Below are 23,450 nucleotides of genomic sequence, written 5' to 3' on the forward strand. Positions count from 1 at the left end.
TAGACCATCATCAGCGCGCCGACGATCACCACCGCCATCCAGTAGTCGAGGCCGAACAGCAGCTTGATCAGCTGGCCGGCACCCACCATCTGGGCGATCAGGTAGAAGGCGACCACGACCAGCGTGCCCGAGGCCGCGAAGGCGCGGATCGGGGTCTGCTTGAAGCGGTAGCCGGCCACGTCGGCAAAGGTGAACTTGCCGAGGTTGCGCAGGCGCTCGGCCATCAGGAAGGTGATGACGGGCCAGCCAACCAGGAAGCCGATCGAATAGATCAGGCCGTCGTAGCCGTTGGCCATCACGGCGGCGGAAATACCCAGGAAGGAAGCGGCCGACATGTAGTCACCCGCGATCGCCAGACCGTTCTGGAAGCCGGTGATGCCGCCACCGCCGGTGTAGAAGTCAGCGGCCGACTTGGTCTTGGAAGCCGCCCATTTGGTGATGTAGAGCGTGCCACAGACGAACAGGCCGAACATCGCGATGGCGGTCCAGTTGGTCGACTGCTTGGCCGACTCGCCGAGGTCACCGCCGGCGGCGTGAGCCGCGCCGGTGGCCGCGAGGACCAGCAGCGCGCCCAGGAATGCGCTAAGGTTTTTCTTCATTTTGCGGCGTCCTTGAGGATTTCCTTGGTCAGCTGGTCGAACTCGCCGTTGGCGCGACGCACGTAGATGCCGGTGATCACGATCGTGAAGATGATCACGGCCATGCCGATCGGAATGCCGAGCGTGGTCACGCCCGCACCCATTGGCTTGGCCAGGAAGGGCTTGTTGAAGGCGATCAGCGCGATGTAGCCGTAGTACACGACCAGCATCAGGATGGACAGCAACACGCCGAAGCTGTTGCGTTTGCTTTGGAGTTCCTGATATTTGGGATTGCGCAGGATCTTGTCGACTACCGGATCACTCATGGATGTCTCCTCTCATGGTGTGGATGGGGCGTGGCATTTCATGTGAAGGGCTCACATGCATCCCATTCTCAGGTCGGGTCTGACGGTCGCCTTACGAAGCCGGTCAACCCGATCACGTTCACGGGTTTACCCTAGACGGGAATTACCCTGCCCCCATCAATCCAGACGCGGCCAGTCGAGACGGAGCCAGCCACCAAAAGCGGGCGCATGGACCGGCCAGTCGGTGGCCCTGGGCCGGGCATCGGGCTGCGCGTGCAGCAGGCTGGCGGCACGGATCACGCCGGCATGGGTGAACCAGACCCTGTCGCGGCTGTCGGGCATTCCAGCCGATGGGTGGCCCTGAACCCGGTCGCGCAGCACTTGGCCGACCCGCGCGAGCAGCTCGGCCACGCTTTCGCGCCCGCCAAAGCGGTGCGAATGAAAATCGGCGGTCCAGGCGTCGAATTCGGCGCGGTCGATGGCGTCCCAGCGGCTGAGCTCGAAGCGACCGAAATCCATCTCGTTGAGGCGCGGGTCGCTGACCGGCGGCGCCAGCTCGGGGCGCAGCGCGTGCAAGGCGAGCGCGAGCTGCTGGGCGCGCCGCAGCCCGGACATCAGCAAGGTCGCGCCGGCGGGCAGCACCGCAGCGAGTTCATGGGCGGCGCGCGCGGTATCGGCCGCATCGGCCGGCAGGTCGCTGCTGCCGTAGCAAAGGCCCGGCTCGACCAGCGGCCGGGCGTGGCGCACCAGCCAGAGGCGGCGCGAGGCGCTCATCGGGCCACCCCGGCGCCCAAGGCCAGGGCCAGGCCGAGGTAGAAGGCGATCTCGCCGACCTGCTGGGTCGCACCAAGTCCGTCGCCCGTGAAGCCTTGCAGCCGGCGCTTGAGCAGGCGCCGCATCCAGAGCGCCGCCAGGGCCGTGCCCAGCAAGGCCGCACCCCAGCTCGGGTCCGCCCTCCAGCCGACCAGCAGCGCCATCGCCAAGCCCCACCAGAGCGTTCCGGTGACCAGCGCGCCGGTGCTGATCGCATCGGCCAGCGGCTTGGACTTGGAGCGAGGGGTATCGCCGACATGGGGCAAGGTCGCGATCACGAACAGCGGCGCCAGCCTGGACGTCACATGGGCGCCGAACAGCGCCGCGACGGCCAGCGCGGCATCGACCTGCGCCAGCGTCGCGAGCAGCGCGCACTTGAGGCCGAAGGCCAGCACCAGCGCCACCGAACCGAAGGAGCCGATGCGCGAGTCCTTCATGATCTCGAGCGCGCGCTCGCGGTCGTAACTGCCGCCCAGGCCATCGGCGAGGTCGGCCAGGCCGTCCTCGTGGAAGGCGCCGGTCAGCCAGACCGTCCAGGCCGTGCTGGCCAAGGCCGCGACCCAGGGCGCGGCCGGCACCGCCGGCAAGGCCCACAGCAGAACGGCGAAAGGTAGCGCGGCCAGGAAACCGATCAGAGCACCTATCGATGGCATGTGCGCGGCACTGGCACGCAGCATGGCGGGGCTGTAGCCGACCCAGGCCGCCAGCCGGCCCGTGACCGGAATCCGGGTGAAGAACTGCAGAGCCAGCAGCCAGTGGCGCACGGACAGCAACAGGCGCTGCGTCATGCTGGACCGCGTCAGGCCGCGCCGTCCCGGTTCGAGACCCCGGCCGACTCGAAACTGGCCATCTCGCGCAGGATGGCGCAGGCCGAAGGCAGCAGCGGCCAGGCCAATGCGGCGCCCGAGCCCTCGCCCAGGCGCAGCCCGAGGTCGAGCAACGGCCGGGCATCGAGCTGGGCCAGCATCAGGCTGTGGCCACGCTCGCCCGAGCGGTGCGCGAACACGCAGCGCTGCAGCACCGCCGGCACCAGCCGCGAGGCGACCAGCACCGCCGAGCAGGTGATGAAGCCGTCGACCAGGATCACGCGCCGCTCGGCGGCGGCCTGCAGCACGGCGCCGACCATGGTCGCGATCTCGAAGCCGCCCATCGCGGCCAGCACGGCCAGCGGCTCGGTCACCCCCTCGTGGCGCAGCAGCACCTCGCGCAGCACATCGGTCTTGCGCGCGATGCCAGGCTGGTCCAGCCCGGTACCAGCCCCGGTGCAGTCGGCGATGTCCAGGCCGCCCAGGCGGGCCAGGATCAGCGAGGCCGGCGAGGTGTTGCCGATGCCCATCTCGCCCAGCAGCAGCGCGTTGCCGGGCAGGCCCTTGACCAGTTCGATGCCGTGCGCGAGCGCCTGCTCGCATTGCGTGGAAGTCATGGCCGGCTCGGTCGAGCAGTCGGCGGTGCCAGCAGCCACCTTGCGGATCTGCAGGCCCGGGCGCGGCGCGAAGTCGTGCGCGACGCCGCAATCGACCACGGTCATGCCGATGCCATGTTGGCGCGCCAGCACGGTGACGGCGGCGCCACCGGCCAGGAAGTTCTCGACCATCTGCCAGGTCACGTCGCTCGGGTAGGCCGAGACGCCGCGCCGGGTCAGGCCATGGTCGCCCGCGAACACCACCATCTGCGGCGCGCGCAGCTCGGGCGAGTCACTGCCCAGGATCAGGCCCAGGCGCAACGCCAGCGCTTCGAGCGCGCCGAGCGAACCCAGCGGCTTGGTCTTGTGATCGAGCTTGCGCTGCAGCGCTTGCGCCAGCACCTCGTTGTGCAGGCTGTCGATCCGGGGCAGGGTAAAAGTCATGGATTTTCCTATTGGGGTCAGAGACCGATTTTTTGACCAGCTCCAGCCGAACTGGCTTCAGGCGATCAGCGCGTCGAGCACGCCGGGGGCGGTATGCCGCTCAAGATAGTCCGCCAGGCCATCGAACACGCGGTCCAGCGTCGGGGCCGAGGCACCAAACAGCGCCTGCAGCACGGCCGGATCCTCGAACAGGCCATGCAGGTAGCAGCCCAGCACATTGCCGCGCTCGTTCTGCCAGGCCAGGCCGGGCAGCACCTCGCGCGCGATGTCGCCGGCGGCGGCCATGGCTGGATGCTGCGCGGTCTGGCCATGGTGGATCTCGTAGCCCCGCACCGCCACGCCCGACAAGGCCGACCAGGCACCCACCAGATGGCCGAAACCGGCCTGGGTGCGCTGGACGGTCTTGTCGGGATCGAAAACGGTGACCAGCGGCAGCAGGCCCAGTCCGGGCGCGTTGCCGTCGACGCCATGGGTATCGATCAGGGCCTCGCCCAGCATCTGCAGGCCGCCGCAGATGCCGAGCACCGCACCGCCCTGCCCCGCATGGTCGGCGATCGCGCGGTCCAGGCCCTGGGCGCGCAGCCAGGCCAGGTCGGAGCTGCTGTGCTTGGAGCCGGGCAGCACGATCCAGTCGGCGCCAGCGAGCTCGGCCGGGCTGCGCGCCCAGACCAGGCGCAGGCCGGGAATGTTCTTCAGCGGCTGGAACTCGTCGAGGTTGCTCAGGCGCGGATAGGCCACCACCGCGACCGTGCGCGTGACCGCGCCCTGGCCGTGGCTGCGGTCATCGAACACGCCGTCTTCCTCGGGCAGGCCATGCTGCCACCACATCGGCAAGGTGGCGACGGTCGGCACACCTGTCAACTGTTCGAGCTGCTCGGGCGCGGGCGCGAGCAGCGACGCGTCGCCACGGAACTTGTTGAGCACGAAGCCGTCGATGCGGGCTCGGTCGGCCTCGGGCAACAAGGCCCAGGTACCGTAGAGATGGGCGAAGGCGCCGCCACGGTCGATGTCGGTCACCAGCAGGCAGCGCGCGTCGGCCGCGCGCGCCACGCGCAGGTTGACGATGTCGCTGGCCATCAGGTTGATTTCGGCCGGCGAGCCCGCGCCCTCGATCACGACCACGTCGTGCTCGGCGCGCAGGTCATCGAGCGCCCGCACGATCCGGGGCCAGACCTTTTCCGAGCGGCCACGCCAAGGCATGGCGCTGAGTTCGGCATCGACCTGGCCCAGCATGACGACCTGGCTGCGGGTGTCGGCCTCGGGCTTGAGCAGCAGCGGGTTCATGCGCACGTCGGGCTCGGCGCGCGCGGCCAGGGCCTGGAAATACTGCGCCGAGCCGATCTCGCCCGATCCGCTGGGCGACGCGACCACGCGCGCGTTGTTGCTCATGTTCTGCGCCTTGAACGGCGCTACCTTGAGGCCCTGGCGCGCGTAGTGGCGGCACAGCGCGGTGGCGAGCCAGCTCTTGCCGGCGCCGCTGGAGGTGCCCAGCACCATCACGCATTTGGCCCGATGAATGGATAAGTCGGCTTGAAGGGTCATGTCTGATGGCGAATGGAGGTCCAGACCTGCGCCAGCGCGTCCTGCGCCTCGGGCGCGAGCACGCCCAGGCGCACGGCACCGGACAGGCCGAATGAAGTGGCGTCGCGCAGCTTGATGCCGCATGCGCGCAGGCGGTCCAGATCATGCCCGAGCTCGGGACTGACGGGACGGGCGACGAAGTAATTGGCCTGGCTGGGCTCGACCTGCCAGCCCATTTCCTGGCACAGACCAAGCTGCCGGCGTTTCCAGGCGCGCAAGGTCTGCAGGCTGTCTGCCAACCATTGCTGCACTGCCGACTGAGTCCAGGCTTGCAACATCGCGACACCATGGGCGCCAACCGGCCAGGAAGGCGATCGCGCCTGCAGGGCCTCGACCCGGTCGCCAGCGTCCCGAGGCGCGATCGCATAGGCCGCGCGCACGCCGGTCAGGCCCAGCGCCTTGTTCGGGGTCCAGAGCTGCCAGATCCGGTCCAGTTCATCGGCATCCAGCGCCAGCCGGCCCTCCAGGCGCAGCGGACGGTAGGCGCAGTCGAGCACCAGCGTCTGATCGGGATGCAGGCCCTGAACCTGCTGCGCCAGCGGCTCATGCGGCTGCCCCAGCGGACTCGACGGGTCGCAGGCCCAAGACAGGTCCGCCTCGGCGGAGTCAGTCACGGTCTGCAGGCCCCAGGCGCTGGCCGCCTGGGCGTAGTCGCCATAGTGAAACGGCGGCAGACAGACCGTGGCTGGTCTCTGCGGTGGCTGTGTCCTGTCCGAGGAAAGATACTGCAGCGAACTGGCCCTCTGGGCCGCCAGCGCGCTGATGCGGAAGATGAATTCGCTCGCGCTGCCAGCCAGCACGATGCGTTCGGCCGAAACCTGATGAAAAGCGGCCAATGACTCGCGCAGGGACTGATAGGCCGGGTCGGGATAGCGGGTCGGGTCCGCCAACTGAACCGCCGCCAGTGCCGCCGGACAGGGACCGCAGGCGTTGCTGTTGGTCGAGAAGTCGAAGCGGGGCACGCCGAAGGCGTCGGGGCCGCCGTGCAAACGGACGGATTCAGCCATGCCCGCCTCCGCTTGCCGGCCACAGGCCTGACAGCCAGATATCAAGCCGCAATTGCGTAAGTAACAAAATTAGCGCGACAAGTCCGATCAAGCCGATCGCACGCCCTGCCAGCGCGCAGGCCCGATCGGTGTCCTGCGGCTCGGGCGCCCGGCCCGCGGCGTTGAGCGTGTAAACCCCCGGCTTGCCGAGCCGGATGCCGAGCGCCAGCGCCAGCGCGCCCATCGGCCAGCCACCGTTGGGCGAAGGCGTAAGGACCGCCTCGCGCCGCAACCGCGCCAGCGGCACCAGCGAGAAGCCACCCGCCGCCAGCAGCAGCGCGCTCAGGCGTGCCGGCAGCCAGGACAGCAGATCGTCGGCATGCGCCGCCCATTTGCCGGCCCATTCCCAATGGCGCCCGCCACGCTCGCCACGGTAGCCCCACATCGCATCCGCCGTGTTGGCAAAACGATAGAGCGCGGCGCCCGGCAGGCCCGCCACGGCAAACCAGAACAGCGGCGCGACGACCGAATCGTTCAGGTTCTCGGCCAGTGACTCGAGCGCGGTTTCGCGTACCTGCGATGCACTCAGTTGTGAAGTGTCGCGGCTACAAAGCCAGGACAGGCGTTCGCGGCCCCGCGCCAGCGAGATCGACAGCGCAGCCTCGACCGCCTGCACTTCGCGCCTGAGCATGGCCCAGGCCAGCAACGGCTTGAGCAGCAGACCCAGCAGGATGGCAGTCGCCCAGCCGGGCAGTTGCAGCAGCCGGGATTGCAAGCCAGCGGTTACAGCCAGCACGACCGCGCCACCAGCACACCAGGCCAGCGCGCCCCGAACAAAGGCGGCGAGATCAACGGTCGCGACCGGACTGATGGCCTGACTGGTGCTCTGGCTCTCAACCTGGCCGCCAGACAGCTTGTCGGCTTGGCCCGACAGGGGCGCGCTGGCAAGCGGCGCAATGCGCTGACCGGCCCAGCCCAGGTAATTCCCGATCCAGACCACCGGATGCCAGCGCACCGGCGGCTCGCCCAGCCAACGGTCGATCGCCAGCGCCAGCAGCAAGGCCGATGCCAGGATGGCCGGTTCGAGCTCGCCGACTAGCATGCGGTCTCGCCCTGGTCGTTCAAAGTGGCCGCATCCTCCGCCGCCACGCCGGACGATGCGGATGGTATGGATGGTGCGAACAACGTGCTCGCACGTCCCCAGCCTTCATCGAACACCAGCTCGTTCAAGGGCTGGCGCCTGGCCCATTTCTGCTGCTGCAGCATCGGCTCGGCATAGAACTCGTGCACCGGACCGAGGCAAAGCAAGGCGATCGGCTCCGCGCCCGGCGGCAGACCCAGCAGGGATGCAAGCTCGGCCGGGTCGAACAGCGAGACCCAGCCCATGCCCAGCCCTTCGGCCCGTGCGGCCAGCCAGAGGTTCTGGATCGCGCAGCTGGCCGAGGCCAGGTCCATCTGCGGCAAGGTACGGCGACCAAACAGATGCTGCTCGCGCCCGTCGGCCAGGCAGACCGCCAGCAGCTCGGCGGCGTCGAGCAGGCCCTCGACCTTGAGCTGCATGAACTCGTCCTCGCGCTTGCCCAGGGCGCGCGCGGTCTCGATGCGCTCGCGCTCGACTGCCTCGCGCAGGCGCAGGCGCAAGGCCCGGTCCTGCACCCGGATGAAGCGCCAGGGCTGCATGAAGCCGACGCTGGGCGCATGGTGCGCGGCCGTCAACAAACGACGCAAGGTTTCGGGCTCGACCGATCCGCCGGCGAAATGGCGCATGTCGCGCCGCTCGAAGATCGCGCGGTAGACGGCTTCACGCGTCTCAGGGGAGAAGGCCTGCGACGGCTTGGCATCAGCGGCATCAGCGGCATCAGCGGCATCAGCGGCATCAGCGGCATCAGCGGCATCAGCGGCATCAGCGGCATCAGCGGCAAAAAAGCTAACGGCAGGCGACGGGATAGTCTCCATCGACCGGCCTCAGTCCTCGATGCCGCGCTGGGCCGGGATGCCAGCCTGGAACGCGTGCTTGATCAGCTTCATCTCGGTCACGGTGTCGGCCAGCTCGACGATCTCCTCGGGGCAGCGGCGACCGGTCAGGCAGACATGGACCTGGCCGGGCCGGCTTTTCAGGGTATCCAGCACCTCCGGCAGCGGCAGCCAGCCGTAGATCAGCGGATAGGTGATCTCGTCGAGCACGACCAGGAACAGCTCGCCCGACAGGATCGCCGCCTTGGCCTTCTGCCAGCCGTCACGCGCGAGCTGGGCCGAGCGCTCCAGGTCCTGGCTCTTCCAGCTGAAGCCGTCGCCCAGGCCTTCGATCGGGATACCGATCTGCTCGAACATCCGATGCTCGCCAAAGCGCGCCGACGGCACCTTCATGAACTGGAAGATCTTGACCGCCTTGCCACGGCCGTGTGCGCGCAAGGCCAGGCCGAAGGCGGCCGTGCTCTTGCCCTTGCCGTCGCCGGTGTTGACGATGACGAGGCCGCGGCGCTCGCCTTCGGCCTTCTCGTAGGGTTTTTCGGTCGGTGGGGTTTCGATCTGCATCTTGTTGAGTCCTTTAAGTCCTGCGGGTGAGTCTTGTTCATGCGACCGATGTGACCGGCAGCGCCACCCACTGCCCGGCCAGGGCGTGGATCGCGATCCGGTGGTCGAACACCTGTTCCAGCGCGCGCTGCGTCGCCGCTTCGTCGCAAGCTCCGTGGTGGGCAATCCGGCCCCGGTCCATCACGACCAGGTCGTCGGCATGCAGCGCGATCGAGATCTCGTGCAGCACGCTGACCACGGTGCGACCGGCAGAGACCAGCTCGCGCACCAGCAGCAGCCAGTCGGCCTGGTGTGGCGGGTCGAGGTTGGCCAGCGGCTCATCCATCAGCAACAGCTGCGCCTCGACCGCCAGCGCACGCGCCAGCAGCACGCGCTGGCGCTCGCCGCCCGACAGCGCGCCCAGCGGCCGGTCGCGCCAGTCCCAGGCCTGGGTCTGGCGCAGCGCACGCTCGACCGCCGCCTGGTCGGCGGGACTGGCCGGCGCCAGCCAGCCCTGGTGCGGCAATCGCCCCAGCATCGCGACGTCATGCACCGTCAGGTCCTCGGCCGCGACCTGGTTCTGGCCCAGCCAGGACAGCGCCCGCGCGCGTTCCTGACGCGGCCAGTCATGCAGCTCGCGTCCGAGCAGCTCGACCCGGCCGCTGCGGGGCAGCAAGCCGCCGATGGCTCGCAGCAGCGTCGACTTGCCGGCGCCGTTCGGACCGACGATGGAAGTCCAGGCCGAGGCGCGCAGCTCCAGATCGATGCCGTGCAGGATGGGGCGCCCGCCCAGGCTAGCGCCCAGACTGCGGATCACGTAGGCCGGCGCGTTCACGACAGTCCTCCCGCGCTGAGGCCGCTGCTGCGGCGGTGCATCAGCCAGAGCAGATAGCCGCCGCCCAGCGCCGCGGTGACGACACCAACGGGCAATTCCTGCGGCGCGATCACCCAGCGCGCCAGCAGGTCGGCCGCCTCCAGCAGCACGCCGCCCATCAGACTGGCCAGCCACATCAGCTGGCGGTGCGGCACCTTGACCACCGCGCGCACCAGGTGCGGCGCGGCCAGGCCGACGAAGGCGATCAGGCCGGTCTGCGCGACCGCGGTGCCGGTCGCCAGCGCCAGCGTGCCGACCAGCGCGGCACGCAGCGGCGCCAGCGGCAGGCCCAGGCTGTGCGCGGTCGCCTCGCCCAGGCTCAGGCCGTCGAGCACCCGCGCCAGGGACCAGGCAATGATCGAACACAGGCACCAGCAACCGAACATCAGCCCCCAGGCGGTCCAGCCGATGAAGCCGGTGGTGCCGAGCATGAAGGCCTGCATCGCCTGCAGCGATTCGGGCGAGAACAGCAGCACCAGCGAGGTCAGCGCGCCCAGTACCACGCCGACGATCACGCCAGCCAGCAAGAGGCGCAAGGTGTGGCCGACGCCGCGCGCGAGCGCCAGCGTCAACATCACCGCGAGCACCGCGCCGGCAAAGGCCGCGCCGGTCAGACCCAGCCGCACCCAGAGACTGCCCGACAGCATGCTGAAGGAGGCGCCATTCATCATGCTGGCGCCCACCATGCCGGCGCCACCGCCAACGGCGGCCAGCGCGATCGCGACACCCAGCGAGGCGCCCGAGGCGCTGCCCAGCAGGTAAGGATCGGCCAGCGGATTGCGAAACAGCCCCTGCGCCAACGCGCCAGCCAGGCCCAGCAGGCCGCCGGCGGCCCAGGCGCCCAGCGTGCGCGGCAGCCGGATCTCGGTCACGATCCGCCAGGCCATGTCGCGCTCGGCCGGATCGGCGCCAGCGTCGAGCAACGGGCGCAGCAGGTTCTCGAAGCCGGCGCTGCCGACACAGGTACCCAGGGCGGCCAACGCCAGCCCGATGAACAGCAGCCCCCAGCCCAGCAGGGAAGCCTGGCGCAGGTTCACGCCTTGCCCCCGGCGTTCTTGCCCTGGGGCTGATCGAACTTGACGGCGCCGGGCGCCTTCTCGGCCAGGCAGCGCGCCATCAGTCGCGCGCCGTCGGCCATGCGCGGCCCGGGACGCACCAGCACGTCGGATTCGGCGACCGGGAAAATGCAGACCCGGCCCTCGCGCACGGCGCGGATGTTCTGCCAGCCCGGACGCTGCATGAGGCCCTCGGCGTTGCGCTCGCCGATCATGATCACGTCCGGGTTGGCGCGCACGATGTACTCGGGATTGAGCTTGGGGAACGGCCCCAGGCTGGCCGGCAGGATGTTCTTCGCGCCCAGGCGCGCCAGGGTTTCGCCGATGAAGCTGGCCTCCCCCGCGCCATAGGGGCCTCGGTTGACCTCGAAATACACCCGCACCTGGCGCACGCTGGGCGGCAGCGACTGCGCGGCGGCCGAGACGCCGGCGTCGATATGGCGCCAGATCCGCTGCGCGTCCGGCACCTCCAGCACCTGGCCGATCTTGCCGAGCACACGCTGCACATCGGCATGCGTCTTGGGCTCCAGCGCCAGCACCGGAATGCCGAGCGCCACGAGTCGCTCGGCGGCACGCGACGAGGTTCCCGCCAGCACCAGATCTGGCCGCAGCGCGACGATGGCCTCGATATTGGGGTCGAGCCCGCCACCGACGCGCGGCAGCTTGCTGAGGCTGGCCGGCCAGGTCGAATAGCGATCGACACCGACCAGACGCTGGCACTGGTCGAGCTGGCAGACCATCTCGGTCAGCGAAGGCAGGATGCTGACGATGCGCCGTGGCGACTTCGGCAGATTGACCGGGCGGCCACGATCGTCGGGCAGCGTCAGCGCCGAAGCCAGCGTGGCGCCGCAGCACAGCAGCAGGGACAGCAGGCGCTTCATGCGGAGTCCTTCAGGGTCAGTGGCAGCCCGGCCGCCATCAGCGTGGCACGCGAGCAGGCGGCGGCAACGGCCTGGTTCAGCCGACCCAGCGTATCGACGAAGGCACGCACCTCGCGCCCGAGCGGGATCACGCCGAGCCCGATTTCGTTGCCGACCAGCACGATTGGCCCTGGAGTGGCAACCATCGATTGCGTAAGTTTCATAATTTTCGATTCCAGCTCGTCACCCTGCAGGCCGGTGCCGGCAACCGGCAGCATCAGATTGGTCAGCCACAGCGTCAGGCAGTCGACCACCAGCAAGGTATCGGGCCGGCTGCGCTCAAGCAGGGTTTCGGCCAGCCGCAGCGGCTCCTCGATCGTCTCCAGCCCGGGCACCCGCTCGGCGCGGTCTATTCTGTGGCGCCGGATCCGCTCGCGCATCTCCTCGTCCCAGGGTTGGCCGGTCGCGACCAGCGCGGCCCGGTGCCCGGGCGACGACTCCAGCCAGGCGCGCGCCAGCAATTCGGCGCGCCGGGACTTGCCGCTTTTCTGGCCGCCCAGGATCAGCTCGCTGCGCGCGACATTCAGCACAGGGCCTCCTGCGGCAGGAACAGGCTGGCCGCCGCCTCGGGGCTGGACGGGAACCAGGCATGGAAATAACTGGCCCGGATCGATCCTTTTCCGTAGACCGCCTCGCCCTTGTCCGGCACGACAGGCATGCCGGGGCGCGCGGTACGGGCGCATTCGGGTACATCGGTCACGGCGGTCGAATAGTGGAAAGTATGGCCGCGCAGCGTGCCCGCGCTCAACTCCAGTTGCTGCGGCCCCAGCCCCGCCAGGCGCTGCTGCATCGTCACAGAGCCAGGCAGCAGGCCCCACATCGGATGGGACTCGCCTTCCTGGTGGACGATGGCATCGAACAGCGCCATCATGCCGCCGCACTCGGCCCAGACCGGCTTACCCGCCGCGACATGATCCGCCAGGCTCGCGCGCAAGCCCGAGTTGGCACCCAGCCGCTGGGCGTGCAGCTCCGGGTAGCCGCCCGGCAGCCAGACCGCATCGCACGGCGGCAGCGCGGCGTCAAGCAGTGGCGAAAAACAGACCAGCTCGGCACCGAGCGCGCGCAAGGTGTCGAGATTGGCCTGGTAAATGAAGCAGAACGCCGCATCGCGCGCGACCGCGATCTTGCGTCCCGCCAGCAGCTGCGGCAGCGGGGGCATCGGCTCTGGTGCGGCGAAATCGACCGCCCAGCGCTGCAACGCGACCTCGTCCATCCGGCCCAGCGGGGTTGCTGCCAGCGCGTCGGCGGCGGCATCGAGCCGCTCCATCGCATCGGCCAGCTCGGTCGCCACCGTCAAGCCCAGATGGCGCTCGGGCAGGGTCAGCGCCGGATTGCGCAGCAGCGCGCCCAGCCAGTGCTCCGCCACCACGCCCTGCTCCAGCATGCGGCCATGCCCCTCGCTGGCGACGCGATTGGCCAGCGCGCCGGCCCAGGGCAGCCCGGGCCGGTAATGCTGCAGCCCGAAGGCCAGCGCGGCAAAGGTGCCGGCCATGGCCGAGGCATCGATCACCGCCAGCACCGGCAGACCGAAGCGCTGCGCCAGGTCGGCGGCGCTCGGCTCGCCGTCGAACAGCCCCATCACGCCCTCGACGATGATCAGGTCCGACTCCCGCGCCGCCGCGTGCAGCCGGACGCGCACATCGGTCTCGCCCGTCATCCAGAGGTCGATCTGGTAGACCGGTTGGCCGCTGGCGAGCTGGTGCCAGAACGGATCGAGGAAATCCGGGCCGCACTTGAAGACCCGCACCCGCCGCCCCTGGCGCGCGTGCAGGCGCGCCAGCGCCGAGGTGATGGTGGTCTTGCCCTGGCCGGAGGCGGGGGCGGCGACGAGGATGGCGGGGCAGCGGGGGGTTGACGTCATCGTTAAAGGCCTGGTGAGAGCAGCTTGTTACCTTGCCCAGGACAATGAGACAAAGGCATTACGCCCTGGCATGGAGTAGCCATTTGCCAGCACATAGTTCTTGTCGGTGACGTTGTTGATGCGTCCAAGCAGCGACAACTCCTTGCTCAGCTTCCAGGTTGCTCCCAAGTTCAGCAGAGCGTAACCACCGAGCGTGTCACGACCGGTAAAGTCCAGACTGTTGTCTTCGCGATCGCTGGCGAGCTTGAGTTCGCCGAACACCGTCACATCACCCAGACGATGACGCGCAGTCATGTTCAGGGTACCGCGAGCCACTCGTACCAGACGCTGGTTATCGGTCAATGGATCGCTGGAACGGCTGCGTGGATCGGCATAGTCGTAGGAGATGGCGTAGTTGCTGTTGCCATGCTGCCTGTCAGCACTGATCGTCATGCCGCGCAATACGGCCATCGAACTCTGCGTGTTGGTCGCGGGCAGAATGAAACCATCGATCTCGTTGCGGTAAACCACCCCGGTAAAGTTCAGCCCCGCCGCACTGTACTTCAAGCCGATCTCTTTGGCGTGGTTCAGTTGCGGAGTCAATGTGGGGTTGCCATATCCTGGGTAGTAGAGCTGATTGAAGGTCGGTGCCTGGAAACTGGTTCCCACGCTCGCGATGGCCCTCAAATTGCCCGACAACTTGTAGCCACCGGAAAGCGCCCAGTTATCGAATCCGCCAAACTGCGAACTGTCATCGTGCCGCAAAACCGCCAAGGCGTTCCAGTTGTTTCGGTTGAGCGCATAGGAAGCCACTGCGCTGTTGGTATCGCGATCCTTTACCGTATAGCTTGTCGTACTATCAACAGTTTCCGTTCGGTTTTCCAGAACGAGCGACAGCAAATCCCTGCCGATGGCAATATCGTTCTGCCAGGTCGCCTGCTGGCGCTGGGTATTGAACTTGCTGCTGCTCCCCAGGAATCCATCCGCTACCCGGTAGTAATGGCTGACGGCCTCTTCATCGACAGACGCGAGAGTCAGACTGGACTTCCAGACAGGCAGCCATTGCGCATCCCACTTCACATAAGTGTTATCCAGTTTGGGATAAGACCAGGAATCCGAGGTCAGGGGATTCAACTTCAGCGGGTTATCCAGACGAGGAGGCGCACCATCGAATTGATATTCGGATTCGCTGTGCATGAGACCCAGCGTCAGCATATGCTCCTTGCTCAGCTTGGCAGTCAGCTTGGCATCGAAACTCTCGGTCTTGAAGTGGTCATCATCTGGGTTGTATCCACCGGCAGCTGGATTACTCACCACACTGGTTCCTGTTCCCTGCTCGCGCGAAAGTCCCAGGCTGTAACCCAAGGCACCACTGCTGCCACGCAAGGAGGCATTGGCCTGCCGCTGGCCTGCGGTGCCGGCGCCCACGCCAGCACCCAGTTGTAATTCATCGGCTGGTTCGCGGGTGAATATCTGAATCACGCCACCCACGGCATCAGGTCCATACAAGGCCGACGCTGCGCCGCGCAGGATCTCGATACGTTCTATGCGATCGAGAGGAATGTTTTCCAGTGGCGCACCGCCCGAGGTCGCTGAACCGATACGGACACCATCGATCAGCACAACAGTCTGCGATGAGGCAGCACCGCGCAAAAACACGCCAGAAGAGGAACGATAACCTCCATTGGTTACCAACTGCACACCAGGCTGGAACGCCAGCAGCTCGCGCAGCGAACTCTGGCCACTGCGCTCGATCGCCTCCCGATCGATGATGCTGACATCCGCGACCACATCGGTCAGCGGCTGCGCGACCCGGGTGGCCGTCACCACCACTTCCTTCAGTGGGGATTGCGCAAGCGCGGGCAATGCGGCGGCCAGCGCCAGGTTGAGCACGGCCAGGCGTGCAGGGGAACTGCAAACTTTCATGAGATGAAACATAGAAGGATGCCCTCACCGCCTTCCCCGACGGTGCATGGACGTCACGGCCGCGCCTAGGCGCGGCCACTTCGTTGGCCGGTATCCGGGCTGGCGGAGACAACCTTCATCGCCTTCCCAGGCGCCCGAGGCGCCCAGTGGCTGGGAGATGAAAGCGGAGCTGAAAAGCTCGTCCGCTTACCGTTGCGGGGGCAGCGCTGGTTAGGAGTCCGCCGTGCGGCATCATCCCCCCAGCTTCCCGTTGAACTGCCACGCGAGAACCGCGCAGCGAGCACCAACAGGCCACATTCTATCCACCACCACCCCACTCGGCCATAGAATTGGCGCATGTCTTCTCAGTTCCAGATTGACCAGATCGCAGATCGCGTCGAGCGCTTGCTGTATCGGTACGCCGAGTTGCAGCAGCGCCATGCCGAACTTGCACGCGAACTCCAGCAAGCCCGGGAGCAGCGCGACGCGTTGAGCCAACGGCTGCAGACCGCCACGGTGCGGCTGGATGCGCTGCTGGAACAACTGCCACTTCCCGTTGGAGACGCCCAATGAACCCACGCCACACGCCCCAGCTGCTCGAAGTCCAGATCATGGACCAGAGCTACACCCTCTCATGCCCGGAAACTGGCGAAGCCGCGTTGCAGGCTGCCGTCGCCAGGGTCGACGCCGCGATGTGCGCGATCCGCGACGCCGGCAAGATCAAGTCGCGCGACCGCATCGCGGTGCTGGCCTGTCTCAACATCGCACACGAGATCGAGCAGCAGCAGTCGGCACTGGACGAAACCGCACGCCAGCAGCGCCTGTCCGGCCTGATCGAGCGCCTGGACCAGACACTCACCACCGATGACGGCCTGTCCTGAGTTCGTTACCAGACCTTCGTTCCCGCTTGGCGCCAGACGCTTTTTGGCCTTACAATGAAGCTGTCTGTCGCCACTGTCGTGGCTTTATATTTCCTTGAACCAATGCTCTCTGAGCCCGGGCTTGGTACATTGCGCGGCTGGTGCGAGCGTCTCGCGTCAGATGAACCCGAAGCTGCGTTGCCCTCGCCCCCCTGAACCCCTCCGTTCAGGATGACGGTCCGACTTGGCGGCAGACACCCTCATTCGGCCCCAGCGCCCCCCACCCACCTGACTCGACGACGCCTTGGCATTCAGGCGGTCCGGTGGCCGTGCGGCCCAGTGCCGCACGCTGGAGTCACGCTCCAAGCCGGCAAAAAAACCCGTTTTTACCCAGTACCGGCTAGGAAAAGCCCCGCTTTGCGTTTAGGATTCGCACACCTGCTTGCAGCCCCGCTGCCCGCAAGCACAGAGTTCAACTTCCAGAAGGATTTGCTATATGGCAACTGCAAAGAAAGTCTCCACCAAGACTGCTGCTGCTCCGGCTGCCGCTCCGGCTCCTGCCGCCAAGCGCACCCCGAACGCCGCGTTCATGAAAGCCATGACGCCGAGCGCCGCTCTCGCAGCCATCGTGGGCGCTGCCGCACTGCCGCGCACCGAAGTCACCAAGAAGGTGTGGGAATACATCAAGAAGCACGACCTGCAAGACAGTGCCAACCGTCGCAACATCAACGCTGACGACAAGCTCAAGGCCATCTTCAAGAAGCCCCAGGTTTCGATGTTCGAGATGACCAAGCTGATCAACGAACACCTGTCCTGATCCGCTGCGGCATTCCGTGAAAAACCGACCCGAGGGTAACACCTGGGTCGGTTTTTTCTTGCCTGTATCCTGCCAGGCTCCGGCCCGGGGCAGTCTGGTTTTCAGGCGCTCGCGCGGACGGTGCGCTGCCCGACCCCCAGCGCCACGGCCACGGCCAACAGCAGCACCAGGCCGGCGCCAGCCAGCGTGGCGGCGTACCAATCCCGGTCCATCAGCACGCCGAACAGCAGCGGCGACAAGGCCAGACCGGCGTCCAGGCCGGAATACACGGTGCCGTAGATGCGTCCGGTCGCGCCGGCGGGCGTGGCTCGCCTGATCATCATGTCGCGACTGGGACCGCCGATGCCGACCGCGAAGCCCGTGGCCGCCAGCGCCACCATGGTGCCGGTCGCTCCCAGCCAGCCGCTGGCGCACAAGATCAGCAGCGCCGCGCCACCGCTCATGCAGATCGCGACGACCCGCTCGCTGCGGCGGACTCGCGCGGCCAGGAAACCGCCGGCCAGCATGCCGGCGGCACCGCACAGCATGTAGGCGGTCAGCGTCGCCGAGGCCGTCTCCAGGCTGACGCCATAGAGCGCGCGCAGGATCGAGACCGAAAAAGTGTGCACCACGGCCAGCGTGGTGGTGGTGAGCAGGAAGAAAGCGAAGCACCACCAGACGACAGGCAGGCGCAGGAAGTCGAATTCCCCCTCCCCGCCCACCTCGGTGCGCCGGGGTGCGGCGACCGTGCCCAGGTGCTGGCGTTGCCAGACCAGCAGCGCCAGCACCAGTGAGTAAATCAGCAAGGCCCCCAGGCAGGCCAGGCGCCAGTCGCTGGTGGCACCGATGCCGACCAGGAAGGCCGTGCTCAAGGCCCAGCCCAGGTTGCCGGACAGCCCATGCACGCTGTAGGCATGCCCCAGCCTGGGCGCAGAAACACGCTGATTCAGGATGGAAAAATCCACCGGGTGAAAGGGGGCGTTACCCAGACCCGCCAGCAAAGCCGAGAGCATCAGGCCAGCATAGCCTTGGGCCAGCGAGGCCGACAGCGCCGCCCCCATGAACAAGGTGATCGAGCCAAACAGCACCGGCCGGGCACCTACCCGGTCGACGACGAAGCCCGACAGGGCCTGGCCCAGGCCCGAGACCGTGAAGAACAGCATCATCATCCAGCCGAGCTCGGAATAGGACAGGCCGAAATCGCGCTGGAAGAACGGAAACAAGGCTGGCAGCAGCAGATGGGAGAAATGCGACATCGCGTGCGCGACACCAACCAACGCCATGACCTTCGCGTCGGCGCGCCAGGTGGTCGCAGATCGGGCACAGGCACCGGATTCAAGGGTATGACTCATGACGACAATATTAAGTTATGCATAAGACTGGCGTTGCGGCGCTGATGCGGACCGATATGCCGGCACAATATCGGGCATGAACATCGTGATCCTCGACGACTACCAGGATGCAGTTCGCAAGCTGCAGTGCGCGAACAAGCTGGAACCTTACAAGGCCAAGGTGTTCACCAATACCGTCAAGGGGGTGGGCCAGCTGGCGGTGCGTTTGCGCGACGCCGACATCCTGGTACTGATACGGGATCGCACGCAGATCAGCCGCCAGTTGGTGGAAAAGCTGCCGCGCCTCAAGCTGATCGCACAGACCGGCCGTGTCGGCGCGCACATCGACGTGGCGGCCTGCACCGACCACGGCGTGGCCGTGGCCGAGGGTGTGGGCTCGCCGATCGCTCCGGCCGAGCTGACCTGGGCCCTGATCATGGCGGCGATGCGCCGCATTCCGCAATATGTGGCCAACCTCAAGCATGGCGCCTGGCAGCAGTCCGGCCTCAAGTCGGCCTCCATGCCCAGCAACTTCGGGCTCGGCATGGTGCTGGCGGGACGGACCCTGGGCATCTGGAGCTATGGCCGTATCGGCCGGATCGTGGCGGGCTACGGTCGCGCCTTTGGCATGCGGGTGCAGGTCTGGGGCAGCGAGTCGGCGCGCCAGCAGGCCAGGGCCGACGGCTACGACACGGTGAGCTCCAAGGCAGAGCTGTTCTCCACCAGCGACGTGCTCAGTCTGCATTTGCGCCTGGGCGAACAGACCCAGGACAGCATTTCGCTGGAGGACCTCTCGCTGATGAAGCCGACCGCGCTGCTGGTCAACACCTCGCGCGCCGAACTGCTGCAACCCGACGCGCTGGTGGCGGCGCTCAACCGCGGCCGGCCCGGCATGGCAGCGGTCGACGTCTTCGAATCCGAGCCCATCCTGCAGGGCCACGCGCTGCTGCGGCTGGAGAACTGCGTCTGCACGCCCCACATCGGCTACGTCGAGCTGGAGAGCTACGAAACCTACTTTGCCGCCGCCTTCGACAACGTGATCAACTTCCTGCGCGGCACGCCGACCCACATCGTCAACCCCGGCGCGCTGCAGCCCAGGCGCTGAAGCAGGTCACGGACTGGCGCTTTAAGCACAATGCTAGCGCTAGGCCCAACGCTGGCGCCCAAGCCTGATCCAGGTCCAGGCCAGCGCCCCCAGCGAGGCCGTGCTCAAGCCGAGCAGCCCCAGCACCAGCGGATCCTGCCAGCGCGGCCTCCTGGCCTGCGCCAGCTGCAGATGGACGGCCTCGACCGCGGCACGCATGCGGGCCTGCTCGGCCTTCAGGCCCGCGAGCTCGGCCTGAAGGCCGCCTGCCCCCGCTGTGCTGCCACTGCCTGCGAGCTGGAACGGCATGGCACCGGTCTTGATCAGGTCGAGCTCCAGCCTGGGTCCCGTCGTGGCGGGCGCGGTCGGCTTGGCGATTGGCTGTTCGGCAGCGGCCACCTCGACCAGCACCTCTCGCACGGGGGCAGGCCGGGTCTTGGCCAGCGCGCGCTCGATGCCGGATGGACGAGGACGCGGAGGCGGCAGGTGGATCGGGGCAGGGCTGACTGTTCGGCGGCTTGGCGCCTCTGAGCTCTGCTTGCGCTGGCGCGTCGGACCCGCGCGCAGCCCGCCCTGAACGGACGCCTTCGGCTTGGCAACGGACCTGGCTGGCGCCTCGCTCGACGCGGCTCGCGCACGCGACCTAGCGGCCAGCTCCGGCATGCGCCGTGGCGGCAGGGCTGCTGAAGCCTGATCGGCCAGCAAGGCATAGCTGCGGGTGTAGGAATGGGAGCAACCCACCCGCATCTGGAGGGTCACGATGGGCTCGTTGACCGGCTGGCTGGCACGCACCCGCCAGCGGACGGCGCCCGATTCATCCGGAGCCAGGGTCGTCACCGTCACCGCGGCGGCTGGCAGGCGGCTGTCACCGTAGTGCACCTCGGCTTGCAGGCATTGCCCCGCGGCCGCATCGGACGCGCCCGCGCCCGCGCCCGCGCCCGCGCCCGCGCCCGCCATGACGATCAGTTCCAGCGGGCGGCCGATCACGACCTGACCCTGCGCGGCGCCCAGCGTCAAGGCGTGAATCTGCCCCGCTGCCGCCAACAACGTGATCGCCGTGGCATGTTTCAGCATTTCAAGCTCCGGTGAGCGCATGGCGCAATGTCGTGGGGATCTTCAATCCCGGACTCAATCGTTGGCCGAGGCGCGCACTTCGGCCAGCGAGGTCTGTCCGGCGAGGACCTTGTCAATACCGTCCTGACGCAGCGAACGCATGCCCTCGGCGACCGCGAGCTCCCGGATCTCGGTGGGACGCGCGCGCTTTTGCACCAGCTCGCGCACCGTCGGGGTGGCCACCAGCAGTTCGTGCAGGGGCAGACGGCCCAGGTAGCCGGTATTGGCGCAATGCTCGCAGCCGGCGGCGTGGTACTCCTGCAGGCTGCCATTGACCGCGTACCGGTGCCGCCATTCGGCGTGCAGGACGGCGGGGTCACGCTGGGCATGTCCGCCCGGCAAGGCGCTCTGGTAGTCCTCGGTCATCTCGTGCAAGCGCTCCGGCGTCATGGGACGAGGCTGGACACAGGACGGGCACAGCCGGCGCACCAGGCGCTGCGCCAGCACGCCTTGCAGCGAATCGGCGAAGGAAAAACTGTCGACCCCCAGGTCGTTCAGGCGCACGATGGTCTCGGCCGCCGAATTGGTGTGCAAGGTCGAGAGCACCAGGTGGCCGGTCAGCGAAGCCTCGATCGCGATCTCAGCGGTCTCGGAGTCGCGGATCTCGCCGACCATGATCACGTCGGGATCGGCGCGCAACAGGGAGCGCAGCGCGGCGGCGAAGTTCCAGCCTATCCTGGGATTGACCTGGATCTGGCGCAGCCCATGCTGGGTGATCTCGACCGGATCCTCGGCGGTCCAGATCTTGCGGTTGGGCCGGTTCAGGCGCTGCAGGGCCGAGTGCAGCGTGGTGGTCTTGCCCGAGCCAGTCGGCCCCACGCACAGGAACAGGCCGTAGGGCCGCTCGATCAGGCGCTCCAGTTGCTTGAGGTTGCGCGGCGCGAGCTCAAGCGCATCAAGTGCCACGACCTTGAAGCCTGTCAGCAGCCGCATCACGACGTCCTCGAGCCCGTGGGCCGTCGGGATGGTGGCGACGCGCAACTCGATCGGCAGGCCACCGAATTTCGCGAAGTTGATCTTGCCGTCCTGGGGCTTGCGCCGCTCCGAGATATCGAGGTCGCACATGATCTTGATGCGCGCGATCAGGGCGTTGCGATAGCTGGGCGGCAACTCCAGGTAAGGGCGCAGCTCGCCATCGATGCGAAAGCGGATCGCCACCTTCTCGTGCCCGGGATAGGGCTCGATGTGGATGTCGGAAGCGCGCTGATGATAGGCCTCGGTGATCATCGAGTTGATCAGCCGCACCAGGGTATTGTCGGACTGCGCGATCGACTTTTCTTCCTCGGCTGGCCGGGGCTCTCCCCCCGCCAGTTCCGCCGCCAGCATCCAGGCGTCCTGCTCGGAGGCGGCGCGGGATTCGCTCTCGACGCGCGGCGGGCGCTCCTTCGGTGCCGGACTGCCCCCCATGCCAATGCCACGGTAAGCCTTGGCGATTTGCGCCACCAGGTCGGCGCTGGTCGTGACCACCGGTCTGACCTTGCGCTGGCTGGTGAATTCGAGCTCTTCGAGCACCTTGAACTGCAGCGGGTCGGTCATCGCGACGACCAGGTTGGACCGCCACTCCATCAGCGGCAGCACCTTGAGCTTGACCGCGGTCGCCGCCGCTACCCTGCGCAGGGCCGCGACATCGATGCTGAACTGCCTGAGGTCGACGAAGGGATAGCCCATCTTGGTCACGAGCGCGAGCTGCAGGTCGGCCGTCGTGACCAGCCCCATGTCCAGCAGGATCTGTCCCAGCGGAACGGTCTTGCCCTGCGACTGGCGGGACAGGGCCTCGGACAGCTGCCCCATCGAAAGCTTGCCCAGGCCCAGCAGGGCCTCGCCGATCGGCATGGGCTTGAAGCGCAGCTGCGACTCGAGCGCGGCGCTCAACTCCTCGCGGCTGGTCCTGACCGCGTTGAGCAGGCTGGCGGGTACCAGCTCGGAAGCTGGCAGATCAGGCTCCCGCGGCGCGAAGCCTGGAGGGTCTGACAGCGAAGGCTCGGCACTGGACTTGTCCTCGTAGTCGAAGCGGCTGGTGCCTGTCATGGGATTGAAGATGCAAAAATGGCATTCAGATGTGGATCAGCCATTGGATCACGTTTTTGGCGATGAATCCAAGCATGCCGAAGGACAGCACGAGAAAGAGCACGAAGGTGCCGAACTTGCCGGCCTTGGACTCGCGCGCCAGGTTGAACACAATGAACAGCATGAAGAGGATGAAGGCGGCGACGCCGAAGGTCAGGCCGAACTCGGCGATCTGATCCTCGTTCAGGCCGAAAAGACTGTTGTCCATCTTCAGCGCCCCTCCTCGGCCGATGCGCCAGCGCTGAGCTCGCGGTAGGCGTGCCAGCTCGCGTGTCCCAGCAGCGGGACCACGACCAGCAGGCCGATCAGCCAGGTCAGCAATCCCAGCATGACCAGCAACACGATCAGGATGGCCCACCAGGCCATGACGACCGGGTGATCGGCGACCGCGCGCCAGCTGGCGCGCACGGCGCTCCAGAGCGAACAGTCACGATCCACCAGCATGGGCAGGGTCAGCACGCTGGAGGCAAAGACCGGCGCCGCCAGCAGGCCACCCAGCAGCATCCAGAGCTCGAACAGGAAGGGTGAATCGGCCAGCACCACATGCCGCAGGAAGTCGGACAGGCTGTTGATCGGTTCGGGGGTCAGCAGAGTCAACAGGCTGGCCGAGGTCAGGACCCAGCCGGTGCCCGCCAGCCCCAGCAGCAGGCCGAAGGCGACCAGGCGCGAATCGCGCCCGCGCCAGAGCGCGATCACCTCGCCCAGCCCTGCCAGCCGGCCTTGTTCGAGTCCGCGGCTGACCAGGTACAGCCCGGTGGCCAGCACCGGCGCCACCAGCATGAAGCCGGAGAAGGCCCCCGCCAGCAGCCAGAAGCGCTGACCGGCGACGGCAAACAGCAAGGCGCCAAACAGCGAGGCGCACAGACCGTGCACCAGTCCTGGCAGGGGAGCGTCGCGCAGGTCGAGCCAGCCGCGGGCGAGCCAGCGCAGCGGGGAAGCCAGTGTCACGCCGGACGAGGCAGCTTGCTTGTCGTGCATTGGA

At 67.4% G+C, this 23,450-nt stretch carries 24 protein-coding genes, 1 pseudogene and 1 riboswitch; of the genes and pseudogenes, 4 read left to right on the plus strand and 21 right to left on the minus strand.

Annotation, left to right across the window (positions count from 1 at the left end):
* From actP to PHR85_RS11175, 16 genes and pseudogenes are all read right to left on the minus strand, one after another.
* Positions 1 to 599: pseudogene (gene actP, locus PHR85_RS11100) on the minus strand (cation acetate symporter); the annotation flags it as partial.
* A complete protein-coding gene (locus PHR85_RS11105) occupies positions 596 to 904 on the minus strand; it encodes a DUF485 domain-containing protein (RefSeq protein WP_300054296.1) in 309 nt (102 codons plus the stop codon). The pseudogene actP and the gene PHR85_RS11105, both read right to left, overlap by 4 nt.
* Before the next feature lie 156 nt (positions 905 to 1,060).
* Positions 1,061 to 1,657 (minus strand): histidine phosphatase family protein, encoded by a 597-nt coding sequence (locus PHR85_RS11110; protein WP_300054298.1) that lies wholly within the window; start codon positions 1,655 to 1,657, stop codon positions 1,061 to 1,063.
* Positions 1,654 to 2,469 (minus strand): adenosylcobinamide-GDP ribazoletransferase, encoded by an 816-nt coding sequence (locus tag PHR85_RS11115; protein WP_300054379.1) that lies wholly within the window; start codon positions 2,467 to 2,469, stop codon positions 1,654 to 1,656. The genes PHR85_RS11110 and PHR85_RS11115 overlap by 4 nt, the downstream gene beginning before the upstream one ends.
* A 26-nt stretch (positions 2,470 to 2,495) precedes the next feature.
* Entirely contained in the window at positions 2,496 to 3,542 is a 1,047-nt protein-coding gene (gene cobT, locus PHR85_RS11120) for a nicotinate-nucleotide--dimethylbenzimidazole phosphoribosyltransferase (protein WP_300054300.1), read from the minus strand.
* A 57-nt stretch (positions 3,543 to 3,599) separates the two neighbouring features.
* Positions 3,600 to 5,084, minus strand: coding sequence for a cobyric acid synthase (locus PHR85_RS11125; protein WP_300054302.1), 1,485 nt, complete (start codon positions 5,082 to 5,084; stop codon positions 3,600 to 3,602).
* The gene (locus tag PHR85_RS11130) at positions 5,081 to 6,130 is read right to left on the minus strand and encodes an aminotransferase class I/II-fold pyridoxal phosphate-dependent enzyme (protein ID WP_300054304.1); all 1,050 of its coding nucleotides are present in this window, start codon (positions 6,128 to 6,130) and stop codon (positions 5,081 to 5,083) included. The genes PHR85_RS11125 and PHR85_RS11130 overlap by 4 nt, the downstream gene beginning before the upstream one ends.
* Positions 6,123 to 7,211, minus strand: coding sequence for a CobD/CbiB family cobalamin biosynthesis protein (locus tag PHR85_RS11135; RefSeq protein ID WP_300054306.1), 1,089 nt, complete (start codon positions 7,209 to 7,211; stop codon positions 6,123 to 6,125). Before PHR85_RS11135 ends, PHR85_RS11130 begins: the two co-directional genes overlap by 8 nt.
* Positions 7,205 to 8,065: a 5,6-dimethylbenzimidazole synthase gene (gene bluB / locus PHR85_RS11140; RefSeq protein WP_300054308.1), complete on the minus strand. Its 861-nt coding sequence runs from the start codon at positions 8,063 to 8,065 to the stop codon at positions 7,205 to 7,207. Before bluB ends, PHR85_RS11135 begins: the two co-directional genes overlap by 7 nt.
* A 9-nt stretch (positions 8,066 to 8,074) precedes the next feature.
* Positions 8,075 to 8,644, minus strand: coding sequence for a cob(I)yrinic acid a,c-diamide adenosyltransferase (gene cobO / locus PHR85_RS11145; RefSeq protein ID WP_300054310.1), 570 nt, complete (start codon positions 8,642 to 8,644; stop codon positions 8,075 to 8,077).
* 37 nt (positions 8,645 to 8,681) lie between these two features.
* On the minus strand, positions 8,682 to 9,458 hold the full coding sequence (locus PHR85_RS11150) for an ABC transporter ATP-binding protein (protein WP_300054312.1): 777 nt from the start codon (positions 9,456 to 9,458) through the stop codon (positions 8,682 to 8,684).
* A complete protein-coding gene (locus PHR85_RS11155; protein WP_300054381.1) occupies positions 9,455 to 10,528 on the minus strand; it encodes an iron ABC transporter permease in 1,074 nt (357 codons plus the stop codon). The genes PHR85_RS11150 and PHR85_RS11155 overlap by 4 nt, the downstream gene beginning before the upstream one ends.
* 2 nt (positions 10,529 to 10,530) lie before the next feature.
* Positions 10,531 to 11,433 (minus strand): ABC transporter substrate-binding protein, encoded by a 903-nt coding sequence (locus PHR85_RS11160; RefSeq protein WP_300054314.1) that lies wholly within the window; start codon positions 11,431 to 11,433, stop codon positions 10,531 to 10,533.
* Positions 11,430 to 11,999 carry a bifunctional adenosylcobinamide kinase/adenosylcobinamide-phosphate guanylyltransferase gene (locus tag PHR85_RS11165; protein WP_300054383.1) on the minus strand — a complete coding sequence of 190 codons (570 nt, stop codon included), beginning with the start codon at positions 11,997 to 11,999 and terminating at the stop codon, positions 11,430 to 11,432. The genes PHR85_RS11160 and PHR85_RS11165 overlap by 4 nt, the downstream gene beginning before the upstream one ends.
* Positions 11,996 to 13,333 carry a cobyrinate a,c-diamide synthase gene (locus tag PHR85_RS11170; protein WP_300054316.1) on the minus strand — a complete coding sequence of 446 codons (1,338 nt, stop codon included), beginning with the start codon at positions 13,331 to 13,333 and terminating at the stop codon, positions 11,996 to 11,998. The genes PHR85_RS11165 and PHR85_RS11170 overlap by 4 nt, the downstream gene beginning before the upstream one ends.
* Before the next feature lie 27 nt (positions 13,334 to 13,360).
* The gene (locus PHR85_RS11175; RefSeq protein ID WP_300054318.1) at positions 13,361 to 15,250 is read right to left on the minus strand and encodes a TonB-dependent receptor; all 1,890 of its coding nucleotides are present in this window, start codon (positions 15,248 to 15,250) and stop codon (positions 13,361 to 13,363) included.
* A 55-nt stretch (positions 15,251 to 15,305) separates the two neighbouring features.
* Positions 15,306 to 15,541: riboswitch (cobalamin riboswitch) on the minus strand.
* A gap of 33 nt (positions 15,542 to 15,574) precedes the next feature.
* On the opposite strand from PHR85_RS11175, the gene PHR85_RS11180 reads away from it, so the two are divergent.
* From PHR85_RS11180 to PHR85_RS11190, 3 genes are all read left to right on the plus strand, one after another.
* Positions 15,575 to 15,790, plus strand: a complete 216-nt coding sequence (locus tag PHR85_RS11180) for a DUF904 domain-containing protein (RefSeq protein WP_300054320.1) — start codon at positions 15,575 to 15,577, stop codon at positions 15,788 to 15,790.
* Entirely contained in the window at positions 15,787 to 16,098 is a 312-nt protein-coding gene (locus tag PHR85_RS11185; RefSeq protein ID WP_300054321.1) for a cell division protein ZapA, read from the plus strand. The genes PHR85_RS11180 and PHR85_RS11185 overlap by 4 nt, the downstream gene beginning before the upstream one ends.
* 475 nt (positions 16,099 to 16,573) lie before the next feature.
* Positions 16,574 to 16,894: an SWIB/MDM2 domain-containing protein gene (locus PHR85_RS11190; RefSeq protein WP_300054323.1), complete on the plus strand. Its 321-nt coding sequence runs from the start codon at positions 16,574 to 16,576 to the stop codon at positions 16,892 to 16,894.
* A gap of 101 nt (positions 16,895 to 16,995) precedes the next feature.
* Here the strand turns inward: PHR85_RS11190 and PHR85_RS11195 are convergent, their stop codons facing one another.
* Entirely contained in the window at positions 16,996 to 18,225 is a 1,230-nt protein-coding gene (locus tag PHR85_RS11195; RefSeq protein WP_300054324.1) for an MFS transporter, read from the minus strand.
* 76 nt (positions 18,226 to 18,301) lie between these two features.
* Here PHR85_RS11195 and PHR85_RS11200 point away from each other — a divergent pair, with 76 nt between their 5' ends.
* Positions 18,302 to 19,309, plus strand: a complete 1,008-nt coding sequence (locus PHR85_RS11200; RefSeq protein WP_300054326.1) for a D-2-hydroxyacid dehydrogenase family protein — start codon at positions 18,302 to 18,304, stop codon at positions 19,307 to 19,309.
* A gap of 39 nt (positions 19,310 to 19,348) precedes the next feature.
* Here the strand turns inward: PHR85_RS11200 and PHR85_RS11205 are convergent, their stop codons facing one another.
* From PHR85_RS11205 to PHR85_RS11220, 4 genes are read right to left on the minus strand one after another with little or no spacing between them, the layout of a single operon-like run.
* Entirely contained in the window at positions 19,349 to 20,362 is a 1,014-nt protein-coding gene (locus PHR85_RS11205) for a hypothetical protein (RefSeq protein ID WP_300054328.1), read from the minus strand.
* Positions 20,363 to 20,416: 54 nt separating this feature from the next.
* Positions 20,417 to 22,429 carry a GspE/PulE family protein gene (locus tag PHR85_RS11210; protein ID WP_300054330.1) on the minus strand — a complete coding sequence of 671 codons (2,013 nt, stop codon included), beginning with the start codon at positions 22,427 to 22,429 and terminating at the stop codon, positions 20,417 to 20,419.
* A 25-nt stretch (positions 22,430 to 22,454) separates the two neighbouring features.
* A complete protein-coding gene (locus PHR85_RS11215) occupies positions 22,455 to 22,676 on the minus strand; it encodes a DUF2788 domain-containing protein (RefSeq protein WP_300054331.1) in 222 nt (73 codons plus the stop codon).
* Positions 22,677 to 22,678: 2 nt separating this feature from the next.
* A complete protein-coding gene (locus PHR85_RS11220; RefSeq protein WP_300054332.1) occupies positions 22,679 to 23,446 on the minus strand; it encodes a DUF2189 domain-containing protein in 768 nt (255 codons plus the stop codon).
* Positions 23,447 to 23,450: the final 4 nt, after the last annotated feature.

Source organism: Malikia sp. (assembly GCF_028687635.1).
Classification (GTDB): domain Bacteria; phylum Pseudomonadota; class Gammaproteobacteria; order Burkholderiales; family Burkholderiaceae_C; genus Malikia.

Coding starts and splice junctions, on each gene's coding strand:
- PHR85_RS11105 (WP_300054296.1), bottom strand. CDS start 904: ATGAGTGATCCGGTAGTCGACAAGATCCTGCGCAATCCCAAATATCAG.
- PHR85_RS11110 (WP_300054298.1), bottom strand. CDS start 1,657: ATGAGCGCCTCGCGCCGCCTCTGGCTGGTGCGCCACGCCCGGCCGCTG.
- cobT (WP_300054300.1), bottom strand. CDS start 3,542: ATGACTTTTACCCTGCCCCGGATCGACAGCCTGCACAACGAGGTGCTG.
- PHR85_RS11125 (WP_300054302.1), bottom strand. CDS start 5,084: ATGACCCTTCAAGCCGACTTATCCATTCATCGGGCCAAATGCGTGATG.
- PHR85_RS11130 (WP_300054304.1), bottom strand. CDS start 6,130: ATGGCTGAATCCGTCCGTTTGCACGGCGGCCCCGACGCCTTCGGCGTG.
- PHR85_RS11135 (WP_300054306.1), bottom strand. CDS start 7,211: ATGCTAGTCGGCGAGCTCGAACCGGCCATCCTGGCATCGGCCTTGCTG.
- bluB (WP_300054308.1), bottom strand. CDS start 8,065: ATGGAGACTATCCCGTCGCCTGCCGTTAGCTTTTTTGCCGCTGATGCC.
- cobO (WP_300054310.1), bottom strand. CDS start 8,644: ATGCAGATCGAAACCCCACCGACCGAAAAACCCTACGAGAAGGCCGAA.
- PHR85_RS11160 (WP_300054314.1), bottom strand. CDS start 11,433: ATGAAGCGCCTGCTGTCCCTGCTGCTGTGCTGCGGCGCCACGCTGGCT.
- PHR85_RS11170 (WP_300054316.1), bottom strand. CDS start 13,333: ATGACGTCAACCCCCCGCTGCCCCGCCATCCTCGTCGCCGCCCCCGCC.
- PHR85_RS11175 (WP_300054318.1), bottom strand. CDS start 15,250: ATGTTTCATCTCATGAAAGTTTGCAGTTCCCCTGCACGCCTGGCCGTG.
- PHR85_RS11180 (WP_300054320.1), top strand. CDS start 15,575: ATGTCTTCTCAGTTCCAGATTGACCAGATCGCAGATCGCGTCGAGCGC.
- PHR85_RS11185 (WP_300054321.1), top strand. CDS start 15,787: ATGAACCCACGCCACACGCCCCAGCTGCTCGAAGTCCAGATCATGGAC.
- PHR85_RS11190 (WP_300054323.1), top strand. CDS start 16,574: ATGGCAACTGCAAAGAAAGTCTCCACCAAGACTGCTGCTGCTCCGGCT.
- PHR85_RS11195 (WP_300054324.1), bottom strand. CDS start 18,225: ATGAGTCATACCCTTGAATCCGGTGCCTGTGCCCGATCTGCGACCACC.
- PHR85_RS11200 (WP_300054326.1), top strand. CDS start 18,302: ATGAACATCGTGATCCTCGACGACTACCAGGATGCAGTTCGCAAGCTG.
- PHR85_RS11205 (WP_300054328.1), bottom strand. CDS start 20,362: ATGCTGAAACATGCCACGGCGATCACGTTGTTGGCGGCAGCGGGGCAG.
- PHR85_RS11210 (WP_300054330.1), bottom strand. CDS start 22,429: ATGACAGGCACCAGCCGCTTCGACTACGAGGACAAGTCCAGTGCCGAG.
- PHR85_RS11215 (WP_300054331.1), bottom strand. CDS start 22,676: ATGGACAACAGTCTTTTCGGCCTGAACGAGGATCAGATCGCCGAGTTC.
- PHR85_RS11220 (WP_300054332.1), bottom strand. CDS start 23,446: ATGCACGACAAGCAAGCTGCCTCGTCCGGCGTGACACTGGCTTCCCCG.